The 26,849-nt window shown below is 53.1% G+C and carries 22 protein-coding genes and 1 pseudogene; 4 read left to right on the top strand and 19 right to left on the bottom strand.

Annotation, left to right across the window (positions count from 1 at the left end):
• The first annotated feature begins 72 nt into the window (after nt 1–72).
• Both RCJ00_RS09595 and RCJ00_RS09590 read left to right on the top strand, forming a co-directional pair.
• Complete coding sequence (locus RCJ00_RS09595; RefSeq protein WP_316221625.1) at nt 73–1,653, top strand: MFS transporter; 1,581 nt, start codon at nt 73–75, stop codon at nt 1,651–1,653.
• A 35-nt stretch (nt 1,654–1,688) separates the two neighbouring features.
• Nucleotides 1,689–1,772: pseudogene (locus tag RCJ00_RS09590) on the top strand (2-deoxy-D-gluconate 3-dehydrogenase); the annotation flags it as partial.
• Here the strand turns inward: RCJ00_RS09590 and RCJ00_RS09585 are convergent.
• From RCJ00_RS09585 to RCJ00_RS09540, 12 genes are all read right to left on the bottom strand, one after another.
• On the bottom strand, nt 1,750–2,559 hold the full coding sequence (locus RCJ00_RS09585) for an alpha/beta hydrolase (protein ID WP_316221624.1): 810 nt from the start codon (nt 2,557–2,559) through the stop codon (nt 1,750–1,752). The pseudogene RCJ00_RS09590 and the gene RCJ00_RS09585 sit on opposite strands and share 23 nt — an antisense overlap.
• Nucleotides 2,560–2,651: 92 nt before the next feature.
• Entirely contained in the window at nt 2,652–3,758 is a 1,107-nt protein-coding gene (locus RCJ00_RS09580; RefSeq protein ID WP_316221623.1) for an aldose epimerase family protein, read from the bottom strand.
• A gap of 141 nt (nt 3,759–3,899) precedes the next feature.
• Nucleotides 3,900–5,447, bottom strand: coding sequence for a DUF1501 domain-containing protein (locus RCJ00_RS09575; RefSeq protein ID WP_316221622.1), 1,548 nt, complete (start codon nt 5,445–5,447; stop codon nt 3,900–3,902).
• Nucleotides 5,448–5,451: 4 nt separating this feature from the next.
• Nucleotides 5,452–7,248: a DUF1800 domain-containing protein gene (locus RCJ00_RS09570; RefSeq protein ID WP_316221621.1), complete on the bottom strand. Its 1,797-nt coding sequence runs from the start codon at nt 7,246–7,248 to the stop codon at nt 5,452–5,454.
• 438 nt (nt 7,249–7,686) lie between these two features.
• Nucleotides 7,687–8,772: an acyltransferase family protein gene (locus tag RCJ00_RS09565; RefSeq protein ID WP_316221620.1), complete on the bottom strand. Its 1,086-nt coding sequence runs from the start codon at nt 8,770–8,772 to the stop codon at nt 7,687–7,689.
• Between the two features lie 322 nt (nt 8,773–9,094).
• Entirely contained in the window at nt 9,095–10,039 is a 945-nt protein-coding gene (locus RCJ00_RS09560) for a nucleotidyltransferase family protein (RefSeq protein ID WP_316221618.1), read from the bottom strand.
• A gap of 73 nt (nt 10,040–10,112) precedes the next feature.
• A complete protein-coding gene (locus RCJ00_RS09555; RefSeq protein WP_316221617.1) occupies nt 10,113–11,942 on the bottom strand; it encodes an ABC transporter ATP-binding protein in 1,830 nt (609 codons plus the stop codon).
• A 217-nt stretch (nt 11,943–12,159) separates the two neighbouring features.
• The gene (locus RCJ00_RS09550; RefSeq protein WP_316221616.1) at nt 12,160–13,068 is read right to left on the bottom strand and encodes a phosphoenolpyruvate carboxykinase (ATP); all 909 of its coding nucleotides are present in this window, start codon (nt 13,066–13,068) and stop codon (nt 12,160–12,162) included.
• On the bottom strand, nt 13,065–14,945 hold the full coding sequence (locus RCJ00_RS09545) for an asparagine synthase-related protein (protein ID WP_316221614.1): 1,881 nt from the start codon (nt 14,943–14,945) through the stop codon (nt 13,065–13,067). The genes RCJ00_RS09550 and RCJ00_RS09545 overlap by 4 nt, the downstream gene beginning before the upstream one ends.
• A 1-nt stretch (nt 14,946) precedes the next feature.
• Nucleotides 14,947–15,342 (bottom strand): lasso peptide biosynthesis B2 protein, encoded by a 396-nt coding sequence (locus RCJ00_RS20660; RefSeq protein ID WP_411267531.1) that lies wholly within the window; start codon nt 15,340–15,342, stop codon nt 14,947–14,949.
• A gap of 7 nt (nt 15,343–15,349) precedes the next feature.
• Nucleotides 15,350–15,559, bottom strand: a complete 210-nt coding sequence (locus RCJ00_RS20655; protein ID WP_411267534.1) for a PqqD family protein — start codon at nt 15,557–15,559, stop codon at nt 15,350–15,352.
• A 148-nt stretch (nt 15,560–15,707) separates the two neighbouring features.
• Nucleotides 15,708–15,857: a lasso RiPP family leader peptide-containing protein gene (locus tag RCJ00_RS09540; RefSeq protein ID WP_316221612.1), complete on the bottom strand. Its 150-nt coding sequence runs from the start codon at nt 15,855–15,857 to the stop codon at nt 15,708–15,710.
• 410 nt (nt 15,858–16,267) lie between these two features.
• Between RCJ00_RS09540 and RCJ00_RS09535 the strand changes: the two genes are divergently transcribed.
• Nucleotides 16,268–17,137, top strand: a complete 870-nt coding sequence (locus tag RCJ00_RS09535; protein ID WP_316221610.1) for a glycoside hydrolase family 16 protein — start codon at nt 16,268–16,270, stop codon at nt 17,135–17,137.
• Between the two features lie 163 nt (nt 17,138–17,300).
• Here RCJ00_RS09535 and RCJ00_RS09530 read toward each other — a convergent pair whose 3' ends face one another.
• From RCJ00_RS09530 to RCJ00_RS09500, 7 genes are all read right to left on the bottom strand, one after another.
• Nucleotides 17,301–18,164 carry a hypothetical protein gene (locus tag RCJ00_RS09530; RefSeq protein WP_316221608.1) on the bottom strand — a complete coding sequence of 288 codons (864 nt, stop codon included), beginning with the start codon at nt 18,162–18,164 and terminating at the stop codon, nt 17,301–17,303.
• A 106-nt stretch (nt 18,165–18,270) separates the two neighbouring features.
• On the bottom strand, nt 18,271–19,560 hold the full coding sequence (locus tag RCJ00_RS09525) for an O-antigen ligase family protein (RefSeq protein ID WP_316221607.1): 1,290 nt from the start codon (nt 19,558–19,560) through the stop codon (nt 18,271–18,273).
• Nucleotides 19,553–20,797 carry a glycosyltransferase family 2 protein gene (locus tag RCJ00_RS09520; protein ID WP_316221605.1) on the bottom strand — a complete coding sequence of 415 codons (1,245 nt, stop codon included), beginning with the start codon at nt 20,795–20,797 and terminating at the stop codon, nt 19,553–19,555. Before RCJ00_RS09520 ends, RCJ00_RS09525 begins: the two co-directional genes overlap by 8 nt.
• A gap of 101 nt (nt 20,798–20,898) precedes the next feature.
• On the bottom strand, nt 20,899–23,112 hold the full coding sequence (locus tag RCJ00_RS09515; protein ID WP_316221604.1) for a GumC family protein: 2,214 nt from the start codon (nt 23,110–23,112) through the stop codon (nt 20,899–20,901).
• A 49-nt stretch (nt 23,113–23,161) separates the two neighbouring features.
• Nucleotides 23,162–24,415: an outer membrane beta-barrel protein gene (locus RCJ00_RS09510; RefSeq protein ID WP_316221601.1), complete on the bottom strand. Its 1,254-nt coding sequence runs from the start codon at nt 24,413–24,415 to the stop codon at nt 23,162–23,164.
• 159 nt (nt 24,416–24,574) lie between these two features.
• Nucleotides 24,575–25,189 carry a polysaccharide biosynthesis/export family protein gene (locus tag RCJ00_RS09505; RefSeq protein WP_316221599.1) on the bottom strand — a complete coding sequence of 205 codons (615 nt, stop codon included), beginning with the start codon at nt 25,187–25,189 and terminating at the stop codon, nt 24,575–24,577.
• Between the two features lie 77 nt (nt 25,190–25,266).
• Nucleotides 25,267–25,983, bottom strand: a complete 717-nt coding sequence (locus RCJ00_RS09500) for a metallophosphoesterase family protein (RefSeq protein ID WP_316221598.1) — start codon at nt 25,981–25,983, stop codon at nt 25,267–25,269.
• A 249-nt stretch (nt 25,984–26,232) separates the two neighbouring features.
• Between RCJ00_RS09500 and RCJ00_RS09495 the strand changes: the two genes are divergently transcribed.
• Entirely contained in the window at nt 26,233–26,820 is a 588-nt protein-coding gene (locus tag RCJ00_RS09495; protein WP_316221597.1) for a hypothetical protein, read from the top strand.
• Nucleotides 26,821–26,849: the final 29 nt, after the last annotated feature.

Genomic DNA, 26,849 nt, shown 5'->3' with positions numbered 1-26,849 from the left:
ACCAGGAAATGGCTTTTCTCAATGATACAATCGACGGTCCAACAGGGACGGACGTAAACAGGAGTGAGGCGTTTGACGCAGCGTAAGACCGGTTGGGTCAATTATTGGGGCTGGGGCTCCGGCGACATGTTGGGCGCCGGGGCGCAGGCCGTCATCACGGGTTGGTTGTTCTACTTCTTTACCACCTTCTGCAGCCTGAGCGCCGCCGAAGCCGGCCTTATTCTGGGCCTGCCGCGCCTACTCGAAGCCATCACCTGCCCGCTTATCGGCTATGTATCGGACAACTTGCGTCACACCTGGATCGGCCGCAAGATCGGCCGGCGCAAGATTTTCCTGATCATAACCATCCCCCTTCTGCCCTCCTTCGCCCTGATCTTCGTCACCGGCCAGACCTTTGTCTATTATCTGGTCACCTTCATCTTTTTCGAATTCCTCTACACCATGTTCCTGATACCGTGGGAAACGCTCGCCGCGGAAATGACGAAGGATTACAAGGAGAAGGCCAAGTTCGCGGGTGTGCGCATGCTGGTGGCCCAGACATCGGCCATCCTCGCTTCCTATCTGCCAACCTTGATTATCAACAGTGTGGGCGGCAAGGATTCTCCCAATACCTTCCTGATCATGGCCGCCATTTTCGGTGTCATTTTCAGCCTGGTGGTTCTGCTCGTCGTTCTGCTCACGTGGGAGCGGCCTTATACCGAGGCCGAAAAGCAGATTCAGCCCGCCCCGCTCAATCTTGCCGCAGCCTTGCTTATTCCGGTCAACATGTTCCGCGACCTGTTTTCGACCCTGCGTATCCGCGCTTTTCGTCAGCACCTTAGCATCTATCTCGGCGGCTATATCTCGCAGGACATATTCAACACGGCGTTCCCCATCTTCGTGGCCACGGTCATGTTTGGCGCCACCCTGGTCATCTCCCAATTGATGACAACCATGTATGTCGCCCAGTTGATTTCCGTCATGATCGCCATTCAGGTGGTCATACGCACCGGCCCGACCGTCGCCTACCGTATTGCCATCGCGTTCTTCAGTCTGGCCCTTTTGCTGTATCTGGCGTTTTACGTCATTCATCCGTCCGGTTTCGAGACCGCACTGGCAGGAACGGACGGCAACATCTTCAGTGCCCTGTCGTCCGGCCAATTTAATCCGTCGCTTGTCTTCTGGCTCTTCGTCCCCATCATCCTGGCGGGTCTCGGTCGTGGCACGCTCAACTTCGTACCCTGGTCGGTCTATAATTACCTGCCCGATGTCGACGAGGCCGCCACCGGCCAGCGTCGCGAAGGCATATTCGCCGGCGTGATGACGCTTGTCCGCAAGCTTGCGCAATCGGGCGCGATCATCGTCACCGGCTGGATCATTGATCTGGGCGGCTACGTTTCGCCAAAAGCTCATCCCGGTAAGGTCATCGCGCAAAGCCCGGACGCCATCCACACCATCGTTCTGCTTCTGGTGGCCGGACCTATCGTCGTCATGCTGTTGGGCCTGCTGCTCTCGTGGAAATTCCGTCTCAACGCCACGACCCACGGCGTCCTTATGACCGAGGTCGAACGCCTTCGATCGGGGGAAACACAGCCGCAGTCCGAGGAAAGCCGCCGCATCGTGGAAGACCTCACCGGCTTACGCTTTGATCGCCTGTGGGGGCGCAAAACCTGAAAGACGCCTAGCCCGCATTCCGGCCGCCCGCTGACGACATGGCTGGCGCGGCGGTTTTCCTGGCATCGCACGCGTCCGACTACGTCAACGGCGCCATTATTCCGGTTGATGGCGGCTGACTGGCACGCTGAGCTTGCGGCTTAGCCAGTCGGCGGCCAGATCTGGCCATGAGGCGTGACTGCCGTTTGTGTCTCGCAGGGAAAAGCCGTGCGGCGCCTGGCCAAAAATATGAGCGTCAAGGTCCAGGTTCAGTTCCCGCGCCGTTCTGACGATATTAAGCGCATGCTCCACCGGAACGGCCGCATCATGCAGGGCGTAGGCCAGAAACACCGGGCAGGATGGAACACCGTGCGGTTCAGCGGCTATGCCGATCGGCCAATCGTTATAAAAGGCCTGCTTTTCCACCGGCGGAAAATCGGGCTTCCCCGCTGGCGCCTTGTAATCCTGGTGGTTGGCATTGAGGGGCGCATAAGCAATGACGACAGCTTGTGCATCTGTTCCTGCCTGACAAGCCACCACGCCCGCCAGATGCCCGCCGGATGACAGCCCCACGAGAATTAACGGTAAATCATTGGCCTTGAGCGCCTCTATCGCTCGCAGGGCGTCATTTAGGGCGATATCCTTCGGGTTGGGCGGACTGCCCGTGCCCGGTAGACGATGCACGAGTACATGGGCGTCATAGCCCAGGCCGTTCAGCCAGGCCGCAATATCGCTGCCTTCGGTATCCAGCATCAGCTTCACATAGCCGCCGCCGGCGAAAATAAGCGCCTGGGCTTTGGGGCGCTCAATCGTGAAAGCATGAAGCTCCGGGCGATTGACGGCAACGACCACCTGGTCAGGCCAATCCCCTTCGATGAGATTATCGTCCCCTTGGTCAAGGGGCAGCACGGCAACCGGCGAATGCATTATATTAAACATCCCATTTAACATACTATTTATATACAAAAAATGCTATTTTATTAATTAAAACTATCGGCGCTTCACACGCCATCACCGCGTCAGGGCGCGGAGGTTAGACCGAAGTGATATATGGTGGTTGATGTAAATACCTGGCCGGGTCGCAAGACGGTCGTCGGAAATGCCGGTTGATTGGGACTGTCGGGAAAATGCTGGGTTTCCAGAGCGATACCGTCCCGGGCGGCCAGCATGCGACCGCTCGCGCTTTTCAGCGTGCCATTGAAGCCGTTGGCCGTGTAGACCTGCAATCCCGGTTCTGTTGTCAGGACGGTCAAGGTGCGACCGCTGACAGGATCCGATAGCCAGGCCACTGGTGCCAACCTTCCCACGGGTTTGGACAAGACCCAGTTGTGATCGAAGCCCTTCATCAGGGCGATCTGCGGATCCTCGGCGGTAACACGGCTGCCGATGGCGACCGGGCGGCGCAGATCGAAAGGCGTATCGTCCACCTTGCGAACCTCGCCAGTCGGCACCTTTTTGTCCGTCAGCGGCAGATAGGCGTCGGCCGCGACGCGTAAGCTCTGCCCGTCAACACTGCCGGCATCCCGCCCTGCCAGATTGAAATAGCTATGATTGGTGAGGTTGACGACGGTCGGCTGCGTTGTGGTGGCACGATAATCGATCCGCACGCTGTCGTCAGTCCCCAGGGTATAGGTAACGGACACCTTCATCTCACCGGGGAAGCCGTTTTCGCCATCCGGGCTGGTGTAACGCAGAGTGACCGACCGGCAACCGGGCCGTTTGCACAGATCGGCCTTCCAGACCCGCGCGCCGAAGCCAGGCTTGCCGCCATGACTGACCACGCCGCCATCCGGAGACAGTGAATAGTGCTGGCCATCGAGGGTAAAGCCGCCGGAAATTCGGTTGGCGAACCGGCCAACTATGCTGCCGAAATTGGCGCGCGCTTCGTAGGCCGCCAGATCCGGCAGGGCGAGCACGACGCTATCGAACTTGCCCCTCCGGTCCCGGACGCGGATTTCATCGATGATACCGCCATAGGTCAGTATGCCGAGCGTGGTCCCGTGGGTATTGCGCAAAGTGATGCGCTCGACGGTCTGACCGTCAGCCGTCACGCCATATGGCATCCGTTGACTCTGGACCGGCTGCGCCCCCGCGACGGCTAAGGCCAGGATCAGTAACGCCTTCATTGCAAGTGTGTCCCACGGCTAAAAAACGTGATCGCCTTCAGGATGGGCAACGCTGATTAGCCGCAACATCACGCATTTGCCCACTACAGACATGACTATTCATGCGCAATGGAGAAAGATCAACCGGCAAACATCCCGGACCTAGACAAAGCCGAGATTCGGCGTGGCGAAATTGCGTAGATTGGGGAATATTGTATTCAAATCGGAGGTCCCGACGCCAAACCAATTGCCGAGTGTGGCCGCATACTGATCGACCGACGTCGTCGGAATAAAGGCGCCCCCCACCATATCCGGGTTGCTGAAGCCGTTGATATCCATACCGACCGTCGGAAACTGACCATAAAGCGTACCGCCGCGCACGGCGCCCCCCATGATCAGATGATGACCGCCCCAGGCATGGTCCGTGCCGTCACCATTGGTATTGAAGGTGCGCGAGAAGTCCGAAGCCGTAAAGGTCGTCACGTTCTGACGCATGTCCATGCCTCCGATACTGGACAGGGCATCGTCGAAATAGCTGAGCGCCTGAGCCAGCTTGGCCAGGTTGTTGGCCTGGTCACCATTCTGGGTGTCGTGGCTATCCCAGCCCCCGCCATTGACGAGGAAGACCTGACGTTTCAGCCCGAAGGTTGGGCCCGCCGCGATCATGCGGGCGACCGTGCGCAGTTGCAGAGCGATATTGTTGCTTTCGGTCGTGCCTTTGGCCGGATTGGTGTAGGTCGGCGGTGCAGGCACTGCCGTCACCACGCTCTGGGTAAAGGCGCTATTGATGACACTGGCGGCACCGACCGAGCGGTTCGTGACCATCCCGTGATCGTTGGCGAAATCGGTGGCGGTCGAGGAGTCGGTAATAATCGACTTCAGCACATCCGGTGCGGTTTTGGAGCCATAAAGGCTGGTGCTTGTCGCGCCCGTCACCTTAATGGCTGGCTCTGTCCCGGTGCTGAGCGGATATTGCACGATCGAATTACCCGCCAGGAAAACGGCGGAGCCAGAGGTCGTGATTGCCGTAAAGATGGTGTTCTGGCCGTTCATGCTGGACAGGAGATCGCCCATTTGGCCGCCCCATCCTAGCCTTGCCCCTTCAGCAGCGCCCGCCTGCCAGGTCGACTGCTGATCGTTATGGGAATACAGGCTGGCGGGTAGCTTGACGCTTCCGGCCTTATACTGTGCCTTGGTGGTGGGCTGTATCAGCGTTCCGACATTGGCCAGCACCGCCAGGCGTCCCGCGTCGAACAAGGCCTTGGCCGGCGCCATAGCCGGGTGCAGGGCGAAGGTACGGTTGCTCGCGTTCGTGCCTGCGGGAATGGCCTGCGCGGTGCGCGGAGTAATGGGCAGGACGCCTCCCAAGGCCTCTGGCTTGCCAAGCGATGCGGTACGCCCCGTTACCGCAGACACCTGCCCCACCGCGACCGGATCGGTTCCGACTGGCATAAGCGCGATCGGGTCAGCGCCTTGGTTACGGGCCGAAAAATAGCGGCCCCAACTATCGCTGTCCGTCGCGAGAACCATGTTGTTGGCGTCATTGCCACCATAGAGGAAGATGCACACCAGCGCCTTGTAATCGCTGGCCGTGGCACCGGCGGCCGAACCGGCAGCGGCCAGTTGCAGACCAAAGGCGCCGGCCGTGCCGAGACCCGCCAGGCCCGCGCCGAAGCGCAAAAATTGTCGTCTATCGAGTTGCGAGGTCATGAGATTATCTTTGTGCGAGATATTCAGGAGAGGCCATGCTGAGCAGAATGGCGAGACGAACACGGTTCAAATTGGCGGTATCGATATCTGTTTGTTTGGACCCTGCGGCGGGAATGGCGACAGCTGAAACGGCGCCTACGATTTTGGCCTTTAGGCCCGCTGACATTCTGATGCCCATTAACAGATCGATGCGATCGACCAGCCCGGCGGGATCTGCTGCCAGGGCCAATTCCTTTGTATAGGCGGACTTGATATCGGCATTCGTACCCACGCCATTTTGAATGGCGGATTGCATTGTATTGACGTAGGCGGCGACAGAGACCTCATCGGTGATCTGAAATTCAGGCGCCACCTTCTTCTTGCCACCGAGAATTGAGTTCGGTGGGACGTAGCCCGGCCGATAGAAGTTGAAAACCGATGGCGAAGTGAGCGGGGATTGGTTCAGAGAGGTTTGAGCGCTGGTCGACCCCATCAACCAGTTGCCACTGGTTGAGTTTACCTCAAAACTGCGCATCCAGTTACCTAACCGCAAAATGGGCTCGCGCAGTTTGCCGTAGCTGGCATCGCCGGATATGGAGCGGGCTTCGGTATCAAGGAAAATAGATTTTGTGACCGCGGCCATGTCGCCGCGAACGCCGGAGCCGTTATTATTAAACGCCTGAGCACAGCGCTTTACGTAGTCGCCCGACGGATTGGACGTCACCAGACGCTGAATCAGCTGCTTGCAGATAAAAGGGCCGACATTGGGATGATTGAAGAGGGTATCCAGCGCCGTCTTGACGTCACCAGGGCCATCGGCGGTCGTGGTAGCGGCAATATTGGTTCCCAGAAAGCTCTTGGCCGATATTGAATGCGCGCTGTTATACATAATCATAGGCTTGGTATACATCTCGGCATCGCGCGTGTAGCCGTAGAAGGTGGCACTTGACGGGGTCGGATTATAGTAGCTTAAACCCGTAAAGACCTTCGCCAGGCCCTTGACGTCATCCGCGGTATAGGTCGGGGTTGGATTTCCAAACAGATCGGTCTTTTGCGAGCCGTCCATATTGAGCTGCCACAAACCAATGGTCATCAACTGCATGACTTCGCGGGCGTAGTTCTCATCTGGGTTACGGCCCGTTTTGGCGTCTTCCTTCTGATTGGCGACATAGGTCAGGTACAAGCCCATCGCGGGATGGTAGGTTACGTCTTCCAGCAAGGTTCTAAAATTGCCAAAGGCGTCACGGCCGAGCATATCGTAATATGAGGCCATGCCTCTGGGGTTTTCACTGGTGCTGTTGAACGAGACGACAAAGATTTCCGACAAGGCCAGCTTGACCCTCTGCCTCAGTTGGTCATTGCCCCCGGCGGCCTGCATCCAGAAGCTTTCGTAAAATTGGTTCGCCGACAGGTTTGCCGAGGCATTCGCCGCGCGCAGAACCGGCAGTCTGGCGTCCATCCAGGTCAGGTGTGACGCGCTGACGGGTAAAGCGATTTGAGCGTCCAGCCACGACGAATAGGACGAGCCCGTAATGCTGGCGATATCGGCGTCGGTTGCGCCAAACGACGCCTGCATGAGGAAGCGACTGGCCTCCATTTGGGTAGGCGCCACCACGACCGGTTGGGACGTTGGATTCGAAACGCTGCCTGAGGGCGTGCTGGATGTGCTACCCCCGCCCCCTCCGCCGCCACCGCAGGCCGTCAAGCCCGCAAGCGCGATAGTAGACATCAGCTTTATGATAGGGCGCCAGGTGTGGCGTTTACGAATGCCTGTTACGTCGCTACGGACGAACGGCTCAATATCGTGAGATATATTACACATACGCTACTCTCTTCGCCCGGTCGAATTACGCTACTGATACTATCCGGGGACACTAAGGCTTTGATGAACGAAGACGGTGAATCTTGCGTTAATTAAGCGGAAACCGTGAAATTTTTCGAAAATTATTCCGAAAAAACAAAAAATAGGGGTATAAAAATCCTAAATTCGTTAGATCTATCCGTTTTGCGTTCTACCCTTACGGCGTCACAACGCGACATTTACGAGAATTGCCGGTACGGCATCCAGTTGAATACGACAATCCGTCGTGTGAGGGGCATGATATCTTTGGTCGCGAACTGGATCGTATCCCGATCTACCGAACCAGATTGTGCCTTACTTTTAAGCACCGTTGGCAACATGCATCACACTTTTCGGAAGGCGCTCTGATGCTTAGTTGATCATGTCTTGCATAAGACATCTTTCCACAGCGGCACTGGCTCACTTTGTCGCTCTCGGAGAGCTAGGCGCAGCCAACAACTTGCCAAGCTTCATTGTGGGTTGCTCAACAATAAAGTTGTACATTTGAGCCATAGCAAACACCACAGGTAAGCTAATCAAACTAGCGGCAAGCACTGGAACCATCGGATTAAGCAGATAGACTGCGTACATCATGATTGGGAGATGTATGAGGTATAGACTGAAAGATATCTTACCCAACCAAGCCAGGATCGGCGTAGATAGAGCCTTATTGACCGTGGGCATGGCGACACAGCATAGTATCGCATGAGACGCTATCGTGGCGTACAAAATATCCTGCATGATGAATTTGTTCAACATGATCAGAGCCACAGGGTAAACCCCACAAAATACAACGACATGCGTCCACTTTGCTACAAGACCAAATGTGGCAATTAAAGCGGTACGCTTAAGCGCCAAGAAAATGCCGACGAGGAAGAACGAGAAGTAGTACGACGTGAGAACCACAGCGCTCATGAACGAGTTGGCTTCAAAGAAGTTTTCTCCACCTATATTCACAAATATCTTGCCTGCTAGGACGCACAGCACTGGCGCAATAACTATTGTGAGCCATCGAAAGCGCATGGCCACGGTTAGTAGAATCGGAAAGAGTATCGAGGCCCGCATTTCGATGATTAACGACCAGATCGGCACATTGAGAAAGCCTGTCCCACGCATTCCGCTCATGAAGAGATGACCAATAAAGGCTGGGACGGTCAGGTCGTATGTCCAGAAATTGACGCCGAGCCGAAGATTGGGGCGGCTACTGATTACGGCGTTATAAGGGATGGCGAACAGGATGGTCGCAGCAGCGAAGGGCAGATAAATCCGGCAAAAACGCTTAACTAGAAATGAAAAGTAGTTGGGACGTTCGAAATTGTAAGAAAGAGTCAATACGAAGCCACTTAACACGAAGAATATGATGACTGACAATCTGGCCAGCTTGTCTACATCGAACGGGACGTATAACGAGAGGGCCGTCCCGTTGATCATGAACACGTGAGAAATGACGACTACAGTCGCGGCAAGGCCTCGGATTGCGTCCAGACCGGTAAATCGATTTGTCATGATAGTCCGGACCACAATCTAACAATTGTGGTTTCCTGTGCGATGTTGCTAACGCTCAAACTACGAGCTTAGCTCGGCCGATGCCACAAAAACTTTTCGCAGGTGCAAAATAAAGTCTAGAAGACACTGACCTATGCGTCCTAGCTACCTCACCTGTTTCGCCCATGAGGGAGACAACGCAGGGCAAGAAAGCCAGATTTATTACGACGGCAGCGCTTAAGCCGCTTTCGAAGCTGAAGGCTTTCCGGTCAATGGCGTTGAATGAAGCGCAGCTTCAGACATTATCCACCTGATTGCTTCGACAGGTGCGTCTATCAGCGGGCTATCGCAGAGATGCAACAGCATTTTCCGGCGTTGAAGGTTCTGCCCCTCGCCCGCAAAGATCAGCTGCCGCGCTCGCGTCACATCGATAGGCAGCTTGTAGGCGCCGCGCCCCAGCGGATTGGGCACGCCAAAAACCTCGGCAGCCAGTTCGGCCGCAAACGTCAAGGTACCGGCCAAACCCTGGACGCGCGCGCGCCTTCGTATCTTCAATGCCATCGGCCGTCATCTTGTTGAGGGCGACCAGAACATCGAGCGCATGCCCACCCGTCGGCTCTCTGTGATATACAGCCTTGACGAGGTTCATCGCCGCCACCATGGCAATCCCACGCAATCCAATGGCTGGCACCACCTGCGAGCCCAAGGCCACCGGCGTCACATCATCCAGGAATTCGGTAATATGTCGAGGCGCTGGAGAACCTGGCTGCTGAAGCCTGTGATGTAGATCAAGAGTATAGAGTTGTCCCGGCGCGAGAAGGGGTTGCTCGCCTAGGAAAAAAGTCCACCACAATCCGCTGTAACCCTCTGGCACTCGGAAGCCTGCATTCAGCAGTGCCGCACGCGCCAGCTTAAAATCTTTTGGGCTCACCAATATGTCCGCATCCAGGCACGGCTTTGCGTAGTAATCACCATACAGGATTTTTTGTTGCAGCGGACCTTTATAAAATGCGTGCCGAATGCCCGCATCTCCAAGGGCGCGGTTTGCCGCCTGGATGATTTGTAAGATTTTCGAGTTTAAGAAAGCTATCTTTTGAAGGTCTTCAGCGAATAGCTTTTGCACGTCAGGTGGGGCGTCAGTGCCAATCGAACGCTTGAAGAGAATAGCAAGCTTATTCTTGCGCGCAACCGATAGAGCATCGGTAATATCAAGGACGTCAACGGAGGTTTCGTCAGTTAGCGCTGGCGAAAGGATCAATTTCCGCAAACTTGCGCATAAAACGTCCACGAAATCCCCCGGGAGAATACAGTTAGTACCATATAATAATTGATAGATTGGCAGATGCAAAGGCCAACAGTGATTATCTATTCTCGGACTTACGCTTGGGTTTTTTATTCCTGCGTTTGACATCCTTCATCTCGGCAACGGTGCCATCCTGAACCGTTATCACCCGGTGCGCACACCGCAGCACAGCTGGATTGTGCGTTATTAAAAGGATCGTGACCTTCTTACTCAACTTGGTGAGCATATCGACAATCCAGTCCGTGTTATTGGCATCCAGCGCGCTTGTCGCCTCATCCAGGATCAGCAGGTCAGGTTTTTTAAGCAGCGCACGCGCAACGGCTATTCGTTGCCGCTCTCCGCCGGATAGTTTTTGAGCCCCGTCTCCGACGATCGTATCTATGCCCTTGGGGAATCTATATACAAACTCGGCCTGTGCCAGCAAGAGGGCCTTGCGGATATCCTGGGCGGTTGCCGTCGGGCGCGCAATGCGCAGATTGTCGGCTATCGACGCGGGCAACAGGTACGTGTCCTGAGGCACATAAGCCGTATAGTCACGCCACGCGCGAGATGTCGTGCCGTCAAGTCGCGAACCGTCAACGGCTATATGGCCGGTCTGGGGCGTTATAAAGCCCATGGCCAGGTCCGCTATTGTACTCTTGCCACCGCCAGAGGGACCAATCACGGCGGTCACCTTGTTTGCAGGCACGTCGAATGAGACGTCCTTCAATACATCGCCATTCCCGTAGCTGAACCTTACGTGCGAGAAACTCAGCTTATCTTTAAGCTTAAAATGGATAAAGCCCTCGTCACCGGCGACGCGCGCCTCTTCCTTATTGGCCTCGCATTCCGTAACGACCTTCTGCATGGCTGACAGGGCTTGAATACTTACGAAAAGGCTGTGCAGTTGTGTTTGAATATCAGAAAACCTTGGTGCCAAACGCATGAATATAATCAGCAGCAAAACGATGCGTGCCACGTCCAATTTATAAACAGCGTAGGATGCATATATGAAAACACATGCGACGACAGCCGTTGCTGATTGAAATATAATATTACTGAGCGATGTGAAGCCCGAGTACTTCAAAGCATCCGCTTTCATTCGCTCAAGTATAGCGCCTAATTCATGTACGTATCGCTGTTCGGCATTATAACTTTTGGTGACTTTTAGCCCGAGCAAGAAATCATTGATTGTTCGGTACTGCGTTTGGCGTTCGCGGGTAAGCTTATCGCCAAACTCGGCACTCATCTTGCGAATTGGGGCCTGGATCAGGAAGACGATAAAGCCCATTACTACCGCAAATGCCGTCATTTTCAGTGACAAGATGCAGGATAATACCGTGTAGATAATCAGAAACACGCCGTTCTGAAAAAGCATAAAAATGCTAACCGCTGACTGCTGGACGCGATCAATATCCCCGGTCAAAACGTGGTCTAGGTCAGCGACCCGCATTTTTGAAAAAGTCGTCCATCGCGTGGATGCGATGCTACGGAAGAGATCCATACGCAACTTATTGAGCGTATCGAGCAAAAGCCGCGACATGGTCAGCATTCTGGCTCGCGTTATCAGAGCGCTGGATATGATGACTGTCGCCACAACAGCCAGTGCAACCCAAAGCTCAGTTTCGACCGTAGGGCCAAAAATAGATGACAGAAATCCAGTCGGGATGGAAAGGTGCGTACTGTGGTTTCCACCGCCCATAAAATGCAGGAACGGCAAGAGCATGACGAGGCTCAGGCTCTCAGTCAGCCCGCCGATTAGTAACAAACCCGCAGTCAAAAAGAAGCGGCGCGGCGCCGTCATGAAAATAAAACGCGCAAGCGTTACGCACAACTTCGCTGTGTCGGTCGCTTTGTTGGCAGAAGGCAACGCATTAGCCATTGCAGCACCGGCGGCATTGCGACGCAAATCTGACACTCGCAGAAGCGTCGAACTCGGCAGGGTGTAAGGTCATGATTCTATGTCGCTCTCGCCCGGTAAAGGTCACCACGGTGTAAGGTCCGCCATGCGGTCCACCCTTCGAGCTATACCAGAAGAACCTTACAAAATCCTTCTTTATATCAAACTTTTATCCCTGAAACACAAACAAGTTTCTTCGGAAAAAAAGTGATAGCAGTTGGAAAATCTAACCGTTGAGATGCTTTTCAACCAGCGGCACAACTTCAAACACCCTTGAAATGTCGTCTGGCACCCGCAAAACAGATACCTTGTGCAAATCAGCCAACGCGGCGCATTGGCGGGTAAATTCGGCCCCTTTTAGGGTACGCAGACTGTCTTTGCCGAAACGATGCATAAACGAGAACCGCACGAGAATCTGAAACTGCAAGGTGGCGTTTATCTCTTCAATGGCCGGTTCCTTAGCGCGCTGCAAAATGTAAAGCTGACCCAGCTTGGTCAATTCTTGACTGAAGTGGTCCTGAACACTGTGTTGGCGTTTTTGAAACTGAGGATGAATTAGCTCCTCCAAGACTTCCGCACCAGAAATTTTCATCTGAGCCGCGGACTCGGCCGTAAACTTCATTTGCGCAAAACCTGGAACGACAAGAGGAACGCCTGTAGTGATGATGGGCAGGACATCATCTGTAAGAAGCTTATGTCCTGACGACACGAATGCACCGGCGGTTGTCGACTTACCCGCCATCTTATCTCCCAGGAAACCCACGCTCCCTTCCCCCATTCGGACAGCGCTGCCATGCAACACCAACTGACCGCGCAGTTGCAAGAGCAGCGCCATAACTGAGCCCAAGAGTGGGACGCGCATGAGCGCTTCGGATACGCCTTCTTTGATATCAACCACGATTTCAGAGGTACCGACGATGTTGAATTTGCCGATCGTCGTCCAGTCGATAATCTGCAAATCAGGACCCAGCTCGATGCGGGTGCCCGTTTCGTTCGTTGGCAAAGGACGATCGATGTCGCCTCTGCGTATCGTCACATCGACATTATTATCATTAGAAACCCGCAGTTCCGGCATCTCGAATTCGGAAGCGACGGTCAATCCATAAACTGAGTAGTAGTGCATTTGGGAGGTCATGAAAATTTCAAAATCTGATTATTCGAACGTAGCCAAAGAGATAATGCGACCGTGCGCCACAAGATTTGTATCTCTTTACCTTTCAATTTTTTGACGTCTTTTTCGCCCTTGCGCAGAATACCCTGAACAAGCTGAAGATTTATATAATCACCCACTCCATCCACATTGTCGTCTACGACGCTCCTCATAAGCGCCAAATGGCTGCTAAAAAGGCCGTTAACAACGTGTGGCGAGAAATCGAACTTCGAGGTGCGCCATTGTATCTCGGGGGGAAGAATACCATCCATGGCGCGCCTCATTATCAGGCGCGTCCAGCCGTCGGCCATCTTTGTTTCCGACGGTAAAGCCAAGGATAGGCCAACGATGCGGATATCAAAAAATGGAAAGCGCGCTTGAATTCCAGCGGTCGCCGCAAGAAGTTCCAGGGTTTCAAGCACCGTTGTTAGGAACGGACTGCGCAGAAACGAGAGATGATAGTCAGCTTCGCTGAAGTACTTTGGTTCGCGATGTGGGGCACCGACAGTTTCCTGAAACGACGGCGCCAAGATCTGAGGGGGCTTGCGAGCAAATACATTTATCAGCTTGGCCACAGTTCGCCGGAGTAGATGTGCACCCTTGAACTTGGCATGAGAGATAAAATAGACAAGGAACTCACTAAAGACAGGATGACCATTGATCCTGTCCATGCATTTTAAGGCTTCCCAGACCTCAGGCCACTTCTGTGCCGCAGCTAGTTCATCGACACGATAGTAACCGTGAGAAATGACTTCATCACCGCCGTGGCCATGTAAAAGGACGCGAAAGCCAGCTTTTGAAATTTCGCTATTGGCTTTATAGGACATCACCGTACCCGGATTGGCGACAACACGCCCCAGGTCACGTAATCGATCGGTCATGTTTTCAAGCGGTGCCAGTCCGTCGAAAGACAGAAAGTGCGCGCGGAACCCATCCTTTTTGAGAGCAATCTCGATGAAGGGGCGCTCGTTAATCTCGGGAGACTTATCAAACACGATCGAAAACGTGTCGAGAACCTTACCTTGAGCCTGCAGCAGGGTAGCCGCAGTACAGGCCACGGAGGTTGAATCCAGGCCTCCGCTCAACATGGCTGCAACCGGACGGCTGCTTCTTAGCCTGTCTTGGACAGCTTGGAAGAACAAGGTCCGTAGCTCTTCATGAGCCTGTGCTAGGTTAACAGGCTCAGTCTGGGCGGCTGGCTGCCAATACTGCTCTACGTGCAATCCCTGTTCGGGTTCAAACCGCAAGATGTGTCCGGCCGGAAGCCGCTTCACCCCTTCATAGAGCACAGTGTGCTCTTGGTGGTTCGATCCGCCAACAAAATCGGCAATTTGACTAGGGATCGGTCCCTGCTCGCTCAAGTCAGCAAACGGATATCCCGGCTTTACGAGCACACGCATTTCCGACGCGATAATTAAGCCCGCCTGATCAAAGCGATAAAAAAGAGGCCTGATACCGAGATGATCCCGGCAGGCAAAAATGTGACCGTTTTGGCAGTTGTAAATTATAAACGCAAAATCGCCGATGAAGTGATCGACACAGGCCGCCCCCCAACACAGATAGGCAGCGATAATGATGTCCCCCTCACTGACAGTATTCGGCAAGTCTAGCGAAGCAAGTAGATCGCTCCGGTTATCAAGCCTGGCATCGCAAATGAGCTGCAAATCACCACTACGGTGGATCGTCGGACGACTGGGATCCTCCGGCAGAACACGCATATATCCCAGACCGATAGCAACCTGCGAGTCTTGCCACATGACATACCCATCAGGAGCCCGGTATGGCGTGGCATCTAGAATAGTCTTAAGAATGCTTTTGTGAGCGCCGCCGTTTGTCGACATTACTAATGCCAGTGCGCTCAACTCAGCCCCCGCTCATGTCGGTCAATAGTTTAAACTTTTGTAGTTCGCCATTTTCGTTACCGACGACAACTGTATCACCGGACAGCAACCAGGCATGCGCGAGCATCGAACCAGGCTTGTCGCCATTGGCAACGCCCACCTTAAGAACAGAGCCGTACCCCTTCCTTTTCAACAAGTATCGAGCGGCCATAGCCCTTGAAAGGCAGGTTGTGAAAGGAACCAATTTAGCCCCCCGCCTAACGGTCCGGCCCACCCACAATGCGGTATAAGGTGGCGCTTGCTCTGCAAGGACCGGGGTAATTCGTTTGCGGACGTGCTTGAATGGGACCGCCGCTATGAAGATTCTAAAGTACGCGTTCACTGCTGCACTCTTTAAAATCGACAATATGGCTTTCATAGGCGTCCTAGCGTGGATTGATGACGACTAGCCCCTTGTCTAACATGACCGACAGGACCGCTTTGAGATCTGCGTCTAAAGTCGCTTGATCTACATCAAAACGGTTTATGAAACCATTAAGCAGATCGGAGAAGGTAGCCGGCGTAGTAATATCGCTCCAGATTAGGCTACCCGTCTGATTGAGCCGGAAATAATCTCCCGACTTGAGATCCAGCAAAGCTGAGCCGCCGTCTAGCTCACATGCGACAACGTCGCCGGACTGGGATATTAAAGTAGACAATTCAATCAATAGCGTATTCCAAATATGAAAAGGTTCACGACTGAAATTAATCAGTACGTGAACCTGTTACTCATCAGACTTTGACTTAGGAGAAAGTCAGGTCGCCGAACTTGGTGCCGGTCGGGAAGTCTGCGTCCAGGCCGGAGCCAGTTGCGGCGTGCAGCGTGGTGGATTCGAAATCGCCGATCTTTTCGACGGTCGGGGCAACGTACTCAACTTTAGTTTGTGCGGTCATGATAGCCTCCTTCAAAATAGCCACCGTATGGCGGCCCGAAGACATATAGGCCACAACACCCCAGTGCAGTCAATTATTGAATTGTTAACCACGATGCCAAAAACAGCCTATTGACAAAATACAAGGTCCCCATCACCGAAAGCTAAAAAAGCATAAATCATTGATTCAAATACGTTTTTTTGCACCGCAAAAATAAACCTCACGTTTTTTCTTCCATATAATCAGTCACTTTCAGAGAAAACTAATTTGTCGAAAGCATGCGGCTGTCACATTTTTGCAGCGACTTCCCCTGTCGGTTGCGCGTAAACACAGTTAAAATTCGCGCATTAGACCGACAAAACGCTCGCCAAGCCTCTGCGGCTGACTTAAACTCGACGCCTATCCCGTCGTTAAACCGGTGAACAAGAATCATGTCGAGCATTCCGGTCCATAAAAAGACGAGTCCTGGGGCTTGGCTATTGGCCATTACGGCCGCCACGGTTCTCATTGCCGCCCCTTTTGGGAAAAGCGAAGCTGAGCCGGTCATTCCGCCGGACGCCCGGTTGGTCTGGTCTGACGAATTTAACTATACCGGTGCCCCGGACCCGAAGAAGTGGGATTATGATACGTTCGCCAACCGGGATTTATGGTGGCACAACGAACGGCAATTCTATACCCGGGCACGTCCTGAAAATGCGCGTGTCGAAAATGGCGTTCTCATAATTGAGGCACGCAAGGAAGACCTTTCAGGCCAGAAAGACTGGGCCGGGCAGGAATATAGTTCCGCGCGCCTGATTACGCGGGGGCGAGAATCGTGGGCCTACGGCTTTGTTGACGTGCGCGCCAAACTGCCATGCGGGCGCGGTACTTGGCCGGCGATATGGATGTTAAGCGACAAGGGACGTTGGCCCAAGGATGGCGAAATCGATATTATGGAAATGGTCGGCGCCAAACCCGGCGACATCCATTCCACATTACACTCATCTCAAGGCGTGCCGGAGAGACTTCAGGGCAATGTACAAATCAACGACGCCTGCAAAGCCTTCCATAACTATCGAATGGACTGGCGTGAGGACGGCTTCACCTTCTATGTCGACAGCACGGTCGTTTTCACGGCCAAGAAGGGAAGCGCAACATACGACGAATGGCCCTGGGACCACAATTTTCACCTCTTGATGAACGTTGCCGTGGGCGGCGCGTGGGGCGGAATCGACGGCATTGATCCAACTGTATTCCCTGTGAGGATGGAAGTCGATTATGTACGGGTCTATCAATACCCTAAACAGGCCGCTAAAAAATAATCATTCGCCAATATCTGACGATCGCGCCTAAGTGGTAAACACGTGCGCTGGCGCCGCATTTTATCAACTTGCCGCCACGAATAGGCCGTCGTAATCCGTCAATCAGTGCGACCGCTTGCCAATCTGAACGGTACTTCCCATACGATTGGATTACATCAGCGCTCTAATATTGCGCCATTCGCGATTTGATAAACGCTCCAAGGCTGGGATCTGTACGCCCGAACACACGAATCATAATGCCGCGGGCCAAAAGATTCACAAAGCGACGCATGGACAAGGTCGAACCAGACAGCAACAGAGACTTCACCAATTCTACTGAGCGAACATCCGCCGGCGTTCCAAATCTATCATCCCCCAACACTTGCTTTCGCTCGTCCTTGGACATGACCGACCAAATCTTTGCGCGCAAAACCTGCACTGTTCGCTTCAAATTCAACTCACGCGCCAGGTAAGAGGTGTCAAGGCCGTCGTTTCGGGTCGTCTGTTCTGCGTTCTCGGCCCAAACGGCTAAGGGTGTCATGGCCACGTAGATTGGCTCAACGATCGAGAAGGTTCTCATATATTCCTGTACAGTCGCCGTGCAGGGAAATCCGATCTCGAGAGTGCTCCGAGCGTTCGCACTCCAGAACAGGCCGCCGTTAGACACGCCAATAGCGAAAAGCAAAGATTGCCGGAACTTGTGTGCGTCATACAAGCCTTCCTTGTACAATCCATCAAGAACACCCGTAGAACTTATCGATGCGTTTTCCGTTGCGCTACTATATTCGATTTTCTGATTGCGCAGAACAACCTGCACATTTTCAGTGTTACATACCTCTATGTTGGCGGCAAAAAACGAGTCCAATATAAAATTATCGTCCTCTACAACGCAAAAATAATCGGCGTCGCGCGGATTTTCAGCGGAAAAACACTGGTCAATATTGCGCGAGGCAAATTTCTGCGGCTGATTTTTATGATAGAAGACCCGGCTGTCGCCCAACGCCACACAAACGGCTTCGCCTGCTCCCAGTGGGTCATCGTCATACACGTCGCAAACCCAGTTTCGATGAGTCTGCGATTGCAATGATTTCAAGCAACGCAGAAGCTGCTCAGGCCTTTTATAGGTAGGGGTCCGCACTTGTACTAGCGGGCCGTCAAGAGTCTGCACGTGCAATTTCCCCTTTTTTCTGAGTTCGCCCAAGGACTGGACGCACCCTTTCAACTTTGGCCGTCCTGCTAAATATCTTCAAATTACAATATACAAATATCGAATATATCAAGATTGACGGCAACCCAAAATGATAGAAAAACACTGCCTCAATGAAGCTTCTCGAAAGGATATATAGTAAAAGACCGAGCATATAGGCATATTCAATTTTACATTCTTTAAATGCCAAATAAAGTGCCTGCAATATCGCCCCATAGAAAATGAAGATTTGTATAATTAAACCAATATAGCCGAGCTCAACGGCATTGGTAATATAGACATTGTGAAAATTGAACCCCGATTTACCGAGGATGCCAAAATGGTCCCATATGGCCTCGGCGTCAGGATTACCGACAACCCAAAAAGCCCGGTAACCCGTCCCAAGCAAGGGGCGTTGAGCAATGAGCGATCTACCGTATTCCCACAGATAGGTTCTACCGGTAAGGGTCGTATCTTTTCCGCCGAGCTTTAGGAGGGCGCTATTTATTTCATTTGCATACCCATAATAGATCAGCCCGGCGAGTAACGCGAAGAATAGAGCCGCGAATACAATGAAGAATTTGAAGGTATTTGGGATACGTCGCAAATTTATAACGAACAGGATCACCACTATTGAGGGGAAAATTGTCACCAGAACGCCAAACGACTGCCCCAACGATATCATCGGAACGCTAATCAGGGCCCCAATGGTAGCCAATATCCGAAGGAATTTCTTGTTGTCAGGATTCAAAGCTACGGCCAGAGCAAGCAGAGAGAAATTAGCCATAAAATCTGCAAACGCATTTTTACTCTGAAAAATACCGAGCCAGGCGCCATCAAGACGTGAGCGGCCGAACAATATGCTACACACCACACCGATCCCAAACGCGTAGAAAAGTATTTTTAAAAAATCGTTGGCGCTAATACGGGTAGCGATCACAATAGCAAATGCGAGTGTGATTATAAGCTCCAAAGAATACTTAAATGTATCGCCAGGGTGCAATGACCAGAATATAGATATCAAACAGTAAAAAGGAAGGATCAGTAAGTACCAAAACTTCCCTAAAGCCAACACCGTCTTTCCGATGTGGCGAAACAGGACGATTAGAACAAATAAAATAAACAGCAGAGCGGAAGCAGATTTAAATATCGGCTCGAGCGTTATCGCTATAATGGCCCCGCAAATAAAGACAAAGTCCCAGGTGAGCAAGACTTTGAGCTTCTTTGGATTTATGCTCGCTCTCATTGCTTCAGACATGACATTTCGAACTTTCAAAATCATCCGCAACTAGTCGCTTCGCCCGGATATAGCCTGCGGCATATACCGCGTTAGGTCCGCGTGCGATTACAGTCAAGCCTCCATCAGTCCCTATATTCGCCAGTTCGCGCCAGTCGGTACGACTAAGGTAGTTAAAACCAACCTCGAAAGGACGGATTGGAGCCAAGCGCCTTGGCCGGCCAATCGAAACATCACCGACGTTGTCGGCAGTCTCGTCGAGCAATTCAATTTCTGTAATCGACGGCCCCGCGCCGACTGACGAGGCCACCTTTGCTTTGGTCAATCTTTCGACAAAACTGTTGCCGAGACGAAAAAGTAACTGCGGATTAGCACCAATCAAACGCATACCTTGAACGATTTTGCGTTGTTTAACGGCATCCACGAGATTGGCAAACCGCAAGCCCGCTTCCAGAGACCTACGCCGTGCCACAAGTGATCGCTCCAAGTCTGGCAACTGCTTGACGATGTTCTGTTGTTGATAGTCATGATTGGCGATCATGGCAGCGATTGCCGCCGCACTCAGTCGATGGGAAATGGATTGGCTATGGCGTCGATAAAAATAACTCGGAATCGGAAAAACGACAAAGGCTGCTCCGGACAAGATGGCGCGAAGCAGAAAATCATAATCTTCGCCGATTTTCAGCGTTTCATCGTATCTGAGACTTGAGACGACGGACGACCGGATAATAGGCTTTAAATAGCCGAGATTCGGAAGATCTGCCTCTCCAGAATTGCAGCGAACAAATAGCTCCGCCGTGACGCTAAACGGCGCATCGGCATACTTGCCGGAAAACATCAGGGTCGTTGGCGACTGCGGGCCGTCATGAAAGTACATGAGCTCATCAGCCACAATATCCGCTTGCTCCCGGGCGGCGCCATTCAGCAGGTGTAGAAAGCGATCAGGATGCAGAATGTCATCAGAGTCAACAATGGCGATCCAATCGCCCTTAGCGACAGCAATCGCCCTGTTACGGGCACGTGCCGGCCCTGAATTGCTCTCGGCTATCAGCACCTTTACACGGGAATCAACAGCAGCAAAGTCCGTAGCGATCTGAACGCTATCATCGCTGGACGCATCATCCGAAAAGATCAGTTCCAAATGGCTGTGGGACTGACACAGGACGGACCGAATGGCCTCCGCAAGATGGCGCGCACCATTATAATTGGCCATAATGACAGAAACAAAGGGAGCAGACGCATCAGTTGTGGGCATCATCGGTCCGCAGTCCTAAACCAAGCAAACTAATATGGATGACCATTACGCGTGACACATCGACAGCCAAATTCAGATTAATCAATACATACGGACAGCTCATATCACTGAGTATAGTATTTTTTATACTCTTTATAATAGTAGCCGCTATCTCCGTAACCGTACTTGGACTGTTCTTTTACGTTGATTTGCGTCAGGACAACACCACTGACCTGAGCCCCGACATCGGTCAATAAGCCGAGAGAATTTTGGACGGCCTTACGCGGCGTCTTGCGCCACCGTACCAGCATAGCGACGACGTCCGCCTTACGACACAGGATACGCGTGTCAACCACCGGTAGGACGGGCGCAGTATCCAGGATAATAACGTCAAAACGGCTCCGCAGCGTTGCCAGCAAATCGTCCATCAAAGGCGAGCCGAAAACATCGCGCGGCGTGTAGGTGCTTTCCGCCAAAGGCAGGAACTTCACGTTCGTGACGTCGTCCGCAAGCAAAACCTCGTCAAGCGTGGCGGTGCCCGCAAGAACTTCGAGAAGACCCGCCGTAACTTCCTTGCCGATCATTCGGTTGATCGAGCGACGACGCAGGTCGCAATCCAATAGCACGACAGACTGACCAGACATGGCCATTGTACGCGCCAGGCACATCGACGTTGTCGTCTTGCCTTCCCCAGGCAGCGAAGAGGTAACGGCGATAACTTTTACCTCTTCTCCAAGTCGAGAATAGATCAGAGACGCACGCAAATTCCGGAAACCCTCCGAAAACACCGACAAGGGCTTGTCCACGACATAAGCGACGGGCGTCGTCTTCGTCGATTTGTCGAGTGTTGATGCCAAATCACTGACACCTGCCAAGTAAGGTTGCCCCAACAGCGTTTCGACGTCGCGCCCGGTGGTCAGGCCACTATCAAAAGCGCGACGCAGGAAAACCAGCACGGTGGCAAGTCCAGTGGCACACAAGAAGGCAAAAGCGACACCCAAAGGAATATTTGGCGAGCTCGGCCCACCCGGCAGGGTCGCGTTTGACACAATCCGCGCGTCGGTACGATCAATGCCTTGCTGAGCCGAGGTCTGCTTGAAACGATCAAGGTAGGATTGATACAGCGTAGATACGGCGTCGGCATTACGCTGAAGCTCGTTCAGCTTCACCATGGCCTGGTTATTGCCGATCAATTGCCCTCGTGCTTGGCCCACACTCGATTGGAGCGAGGCGGTTCTTTGCCTCTGAATTTGGGCTTGGGCCTCAAGATTGGAGATGATCCGCTTAATTTCTGCGTCAATCTGTTGGTCAATATCCGCCATCTGGCGCTTTGCCTTAACCACGTCAGGGTGCAGTGGTCCGTATCTGGACTGCAGGTCAGCAAGCGATTGGCTGACGGCAGCCCGCTTGGAGCGCAAGTCTCCAACGACGGGCGAATTCAGCGCTTCGCCTACGTCATCACCAGCCGAACCGCTGGCCAATTGACGTTTGGCGACAGCCAGACGCGCGTCGGCCTCGGCCTGATCCACTTTAACCGTGGCAAGTTGCTGATCAAGGGTGGTGATCTGCTGCTGACCTATGGTGTTGTCACCCGTCGCATTGATCAAATTGTTGGCAATTTTGTATTGCTGGAGCGCCGTTTCGGCCGCCTCGACCTGTACCTTCAGTTCTCCAAGGCGCGAATTAAGCCAGTTGTTGGCTTCCTTAGTGGCTTCAAACTTCGCTTCAAGCTGTTGAGACAGATATAGACGCGCCCATTCATTGGCAATGCGCGTCGCCTTCTGTGGCGATTTCGCCGTGTAAGATATATTGATAATCCGCGTTAGCGCTAAGCGACTTACAAACACCCGACTTTTGACGTTATTCACAATCGCTTCGTGAAGCCGCTGCTTGGCGATGGGCGACAAGCCTTCCTGAGAAATCGGCTTGGTCTTGACAAGCCCAAAATACTTGGTGCCCCCAAGATACGGGTTAAACTCAGGATCGAGCTCAAGATGAAGGGAGTCCACCACGCGCTCAGCCAGCGCCGTCGACTGGAGCACCTGAACCTCGGTATCAATCGTCGTCGTATCAGACGGCAATCCAGACAGCACATCCTGCGAAGGCATCGTATTCATGGTTCGCGGGTCGAGCATGACCTGAGAGGTCGCCGTATACTGCGGCGTCTTGGTGGCAATCGGGACCAAGATAAGCGCAAACGTGACTATAAATACGCCAACAAAGAAGCGGGTAAACCGACGTAAGTCGGAAATCAGACTTCTGATGTCGAATGTCGGAAGCACAATTTCAAAAGAGTCGTCGTCAATTCGCTTTGAAATCTGAGTGGGAGTCTTGGTCATATTTGCTTCTTTTGACGCCGATTAACTGAGCGACGGGTAAGGCCTAACACTAGTATTGAAGGACTAAAGATATCCTAAAGAGGTTATCCACATACCCCGGAATACCTGCGCTACCGGTGGAATCATTCTTTGAGTATTGGTATTGGCCTTGGAAACTCACGCGCCGTGACATCATGTACCGGCCGCCGAGCTCAAAGCTGGTCCGACGATCCGTCCGGTCTTCACCCTTATAGTCATCAGAGATCAAGCCGTAGGACGCGTGCAGCAATAAGGGCCTAAGCAATTCATAATCAATACGTAAGTTTGTATTATTTGAAAGAAAGCTGGAAACACCGATATCTGGGGTTTCCTGAACCGAGCTGCGGCTCGAAAGCGTCACCGTCATAAGCTGGGTTGGGAAATACTCCACCTTACCGTTTATGAACGATCCACTTGCCGGCTTAAAAGCGGAATTCTTGTATTTTTGCTCGATATGACCGACCTCCACCTCACCACGCATCAAGCTGGTGATCTCAAAACTGGTGCCGAGGGCCGACGAGTAGCCATGCGAGTTGCGGTTTACGCTACTTGATTGATAATCGCGGTTGTTGCCTGAATAGGTGCCGTAGACGGAAACACTCGGACTGATGGCATAGTCCAACCGCCCGGAAAACCCTGTCGTCGCAAAATCGCGCCCGTCCTGGGACAGGATATTACCATTCGCATCTCTGACGTCGAAGAAGTTCAGCTTCGAATAATTCAGTATACCGGTCATGCGGATGCGATTTTGCTCCCAAACAACGCCAGCGCTCAGGTCGGACGTATCGTATTTGACCGGTTCCGCGGCACTTCGGGGCGAAGACGGATCGTACAAGGCCTCATACCGCTGGCCAAATGACGCATTCGCAAAGATATTGCTACCACGCTGGATGTCGAGCCGGCCGGCGGCCGCAACTGTCCATTGCGTCGTATTTTGATCGGAGTACTTCGAGTAACTCTCGGAGTCGACCGATGCCGTGGCTGAGAGCGCGTGTCGGCTCCAGTTTGATGTCAGCGTGGCCGACGGCATCACACTGATTTGCGTGTCCGACACGGTGTCCGTCGGCCTATAGAGGACGTTGTCGTTCGATGCGACGCCCAGCTCAAGCTTCGGCGCTAACATGAATGCACCAAGACGGAAACCGAGTGGCCGATATTCATCCGGCATACGATCGGCGACGGACACATTGCGGTCGCGGCCGAAATTTGACGTATCTGCGAGCGCGAAGCCTGGGCAGAACAAAATAGCGGGGATGACGGCGGTCAACAATTTCGATTTGGTCATAGGAGCCTCGCGCACCGTTACAGTGCCTGATAAATTTAATGGATCCGCGGATTATGCGGCATGATGTCAGAATACTCTGGTGCAGGAAATCCCGTCGGGTACTATGTCAGCCGTTAAGCCTGGGTTGAATACGCGAGTAAAAAGGACGGCATTCAAACACTAAAAATACCGTTCGGAGATCCGGACAGTATCACCAGGCGCCACCTGTAGAGATGAGGTGAGCGGCACCTGCTGCTCGTGTACCTCATTGGCATGCCGGATATAGACCTTTTTTTGGTTCGCTCTATAGGTAAACCCTTGCGCCAAAGCCACGGCATTCACGACAGTGATGCCATTGCTATAGGGATATTCACCCGGCCGATTAACTTCGCCCAGGATATAAAACGGCCGGAATGACAAAACCTCGATATTGACCTTAGGATCGTTCAAATAGCCCTGCTTGTAGGCGGCGACGATATTGGCCTGGAATTCTGCGGCCGTCAGTCCCGCCGCATGCATATCACCGATCAGCGGCAAGGAGACCTTTCCGTCGCCCGCGATCATGAATTCGCCGCCTAGCTTTTCTTCTCCGAACACCATCATCCGGATTTTGTCACCGGACCCCAAGCGATACTCATACACACCTGTTGCTGTGGCCGGAGCTGGCGCCACCGTCGTGGCGGCAGAAGTAGCCGGTTGTGCATTCTGGGCAAAACTCATTTGCCCCCAAAGCGAGGCCATGAGCAGAGCCAGAAACAAGAAAACTGATTTCTTAGAAATCATCATAGACTCCATAAGCGCATTCCACGCTCTTGTGCGGCGCAACCTATATCAAAAATTGAGTTAAAACAACGCAGCAAAAGACCGTTAGGTTACGTCACCTGAAATATAGTCCGCGTGTTATCTTTAAGTCGCACCGCCGTCAAGACGCTGGTCGCGTAAGCGCCGGTGTCCAAACCTATACGCCATCTGGTGTTTGTTGGCGCCTCTTCAGGCGTATGACCATGAACAACCACATACTTACAAGCCTTATCGACGGCTAGGAAAGGCGATCTGATCCACAAAAAGGTTTCAGCCCCCTGATCCTCCAGAGGCGTGTTGGGCCGGACGCCTGCGTGAACAAACAGATAGTCGTCCGCAATCACCAGCATTTTCATTTGCGCCATCAATTGGCGATGACTCTCCGGCAGGGCCTGAGCAAATTCATCTCGCGTTTCGTTCCAGGCCAGAGGGTCAGATCTGAGATGGGGCAGTGATACGCCGTATGACGCCAAAGTGGCCGCACCACCATGATCAGACCATGAAAGCCCTGCCGAAGGATCGTTTAGGAACTTGAGCAAAGTCTCTTCATGATTGCCCATCAAAAATTCCACGTCACACCATTCTTCGTCCTCTAAGGTCAGAATGCCGTCCAACACCCCTTTCGAATGGGGACCTCTGTCAACATAATCCCCAAGGAATATAATCAAAGGCCGTTCGTGGCTTAAGGCAGCATCCGCTTTAATTTTTTGTAGCATTTTCTCCATGAGGTCCAAGCGACCGTGGATGTCGCCCACCGCATACGTTAAGCGCTTGATCCGCGCCTCCAAAGGCTTTCGCCCCCTCAGTAACGAGCCTAGAAATGACAAATGACTACCAAACGTGTTAATGTTGATGTTTATACTATGCCCATATACATAGCATCTCAAGCGCAAAGGGGTTATTAACGGGATTACAGCTTACACGGCGCAGTAAAAGGGGCGTCGAAACGGCACACGCACTGCCTGACAATCCTGCGGCAGGCAATCGAACGGATCTGCGCCTCTTGGCTCACGGTTGCGAACATGTTACGGGCACGCATGGACTTCGCTCTCGCCAAGATGCGCATGTGCACCACTGTCATGCGCGTAGCCACATTCATTGCCGCCACAGTGTGCGCCGTCGCCTTCTGGCAAGCGGCGCTTCCCCTCTCCGGCCCCATCGTGTTTCCATTCTCGGAGACCTATTATGCCCGCGCAACCGCTTCACCTTCGCCTGCGGATAAAATAATCTGGGCCCAAAAAGCCGTCGACGCGGCACCTAGACGCGCAGAAAATTGGTTACTACTCGCTTACGCTTATCAATCAGTTGATCACACGGTATCGCCCCGCGCCATCGGCGCCCTGCGCCAGTCATATTCCGTTGCTCCCTTCTCTCCAGATGCTCACGATGGGCGCCTGCAGGTCGTGTTCTCCAACTGGGGAGCAATACCCGCCGACATTCGCCGAACGGCCATTCGGGAAGCCAACCTTTACGTGACGCGCGAAGCGGGCCTGACCTTTATGAAAAAGCTCGCCCCCACCTTGCACGACGCCAATGCCAAATTCGCAGCTAATCTGATCGTTCGGGCGCGTGAAAGCCGCAAAGAAGCGGACTGGGCGTTAAACCAAACCAATATAAACAACTAAGTCGCGCAGGCCGCACCACAGCGGTTGGG

The sequence above is a fragment of the Asticcacaulis aquihabitans genome, from assembly GCF_032490435.1.
Classification (GTDB): Bacteria; Pseudomonadota; Alphaproteobacteria; order Caulobacterales; family Caulobacteraceae; genus Asticcacaulis.
Note: the sequence above shows the minus strand (reverse complement) of the source record. Positions and strands in the feature narration are given on the sequence as shown.

Excerpts from the sequence above, each read along its gene's own strand:
- RCJ00_RS09515 (WP_316221604.1), bottom strand. The coding sequence starts at position 23,112 with ATGACCAAGACTCCCACTCAGATTTCAAAGCGAATTGACGACGACTCT.
- RCJ00_RS09585 (WP_316221624.1), bottom strand. The coding sequence starts at position 2,559 with ATGCATTCGCCGGTTGCCGTGCTGCCCCTTGACCAAGGGGACGATAAT.
- RCJ00_RS09525 (WP_316221607.1), bottom strand. The coding sequence starts at position 19,560 with ATGTCTGAAGCAATGAGAGCGAGCATAAATCCAAAGAAGCTCAAAGTC.
- RCJ00_RS09520 (WP_316221605.1), bottom strand. The coding sequence starts at position 20,797 with ATGATGCCCACAACTGATGCGTCTGCTCCCTTTGTTTCTGTCATTATG.
- RCJ00_RS09495 (WP_316221597.1), top strand. The coding sequence starts at position 26,233 with ATGGACTTCGCTCTCGCCAAGATGCGCATGTGCACCACTGTCATGCGC.
- RCJ00_RS09565 (WP_316221620.1), bottom strand. The coding sequence starts at position 8,772 with ATGACAAATCGATTTACCGGTCTGGACGCAATCCGAGGCCTTGCCGCG.
- RCJ00_RS20660 (WP_411267531.1), bottom strand. The coding sequence starts at position 15,342 with ATGAAAGCCATATTGTCGATTTTAAAGAGTGCAGCAGTGAACGCGTAC.
- RCJ00_RS09570 (WP_316221621.1), bottom strand. The coding sequence starts at position 7,248 with ATGTGTAATATATCTCACGATATTGAGCCGTTCGTCCGTAGCGACGTA.
- RCJ00_RS09580 (WP_316221623.1), bottom strand. The coding sequence starts at position 3,758 with ATGAAGGCGTTACTGATCCTGGCCTTAGCCGTCGCGGGGGCGCAGCCG.
- RCJ00_RS09575 (WP_316221622.1), bottom strand. The coding sequence starts at position 5,447 with ATGACCTCGCAACTCGATAGACGACAATTTTTGCGCTTCGGCGCGGGC.
- RCJ00_RS09535 (WP_316221610.1), top strand. The coding sequence starts at position 16,268 with ATGTCGAGCATTCCGGTCCATAAAAAGACGAGTCCTGGGGCTTGGCTA.
- RCJ00_RS09540 (WP_316221612.1), bottom strand. The coding sequence starts at position 15,857 with ATGACCGCACAAACTAAAGTTGAGTACGTTGCCCCGACCGTCGAAAAG.
- RCJ00_RS09510 (WP_316221601.1), bottom strand. The coding sequence starts at position 24,415 with ATGACCAAATCGAAATTGTTGACCGCCGTCATCCCCGCTATTTTGTTC.
- RCJ00_RS09550 (WP_316221616.1), bottom strand. The coding sequence starts at position 13,068 with ATGACCTCCCAAATGCACTACTACTCAGTTTATGGATTGACCGTCGCT.
- RCJ00_RS09505 (WP_316221599.1), bottom strand. The coding sequence starts at position 25,189 with ATGGAGTCTATGATGATTTCTAAGAAATCAGTTTTCTTGTTTCTGGCT.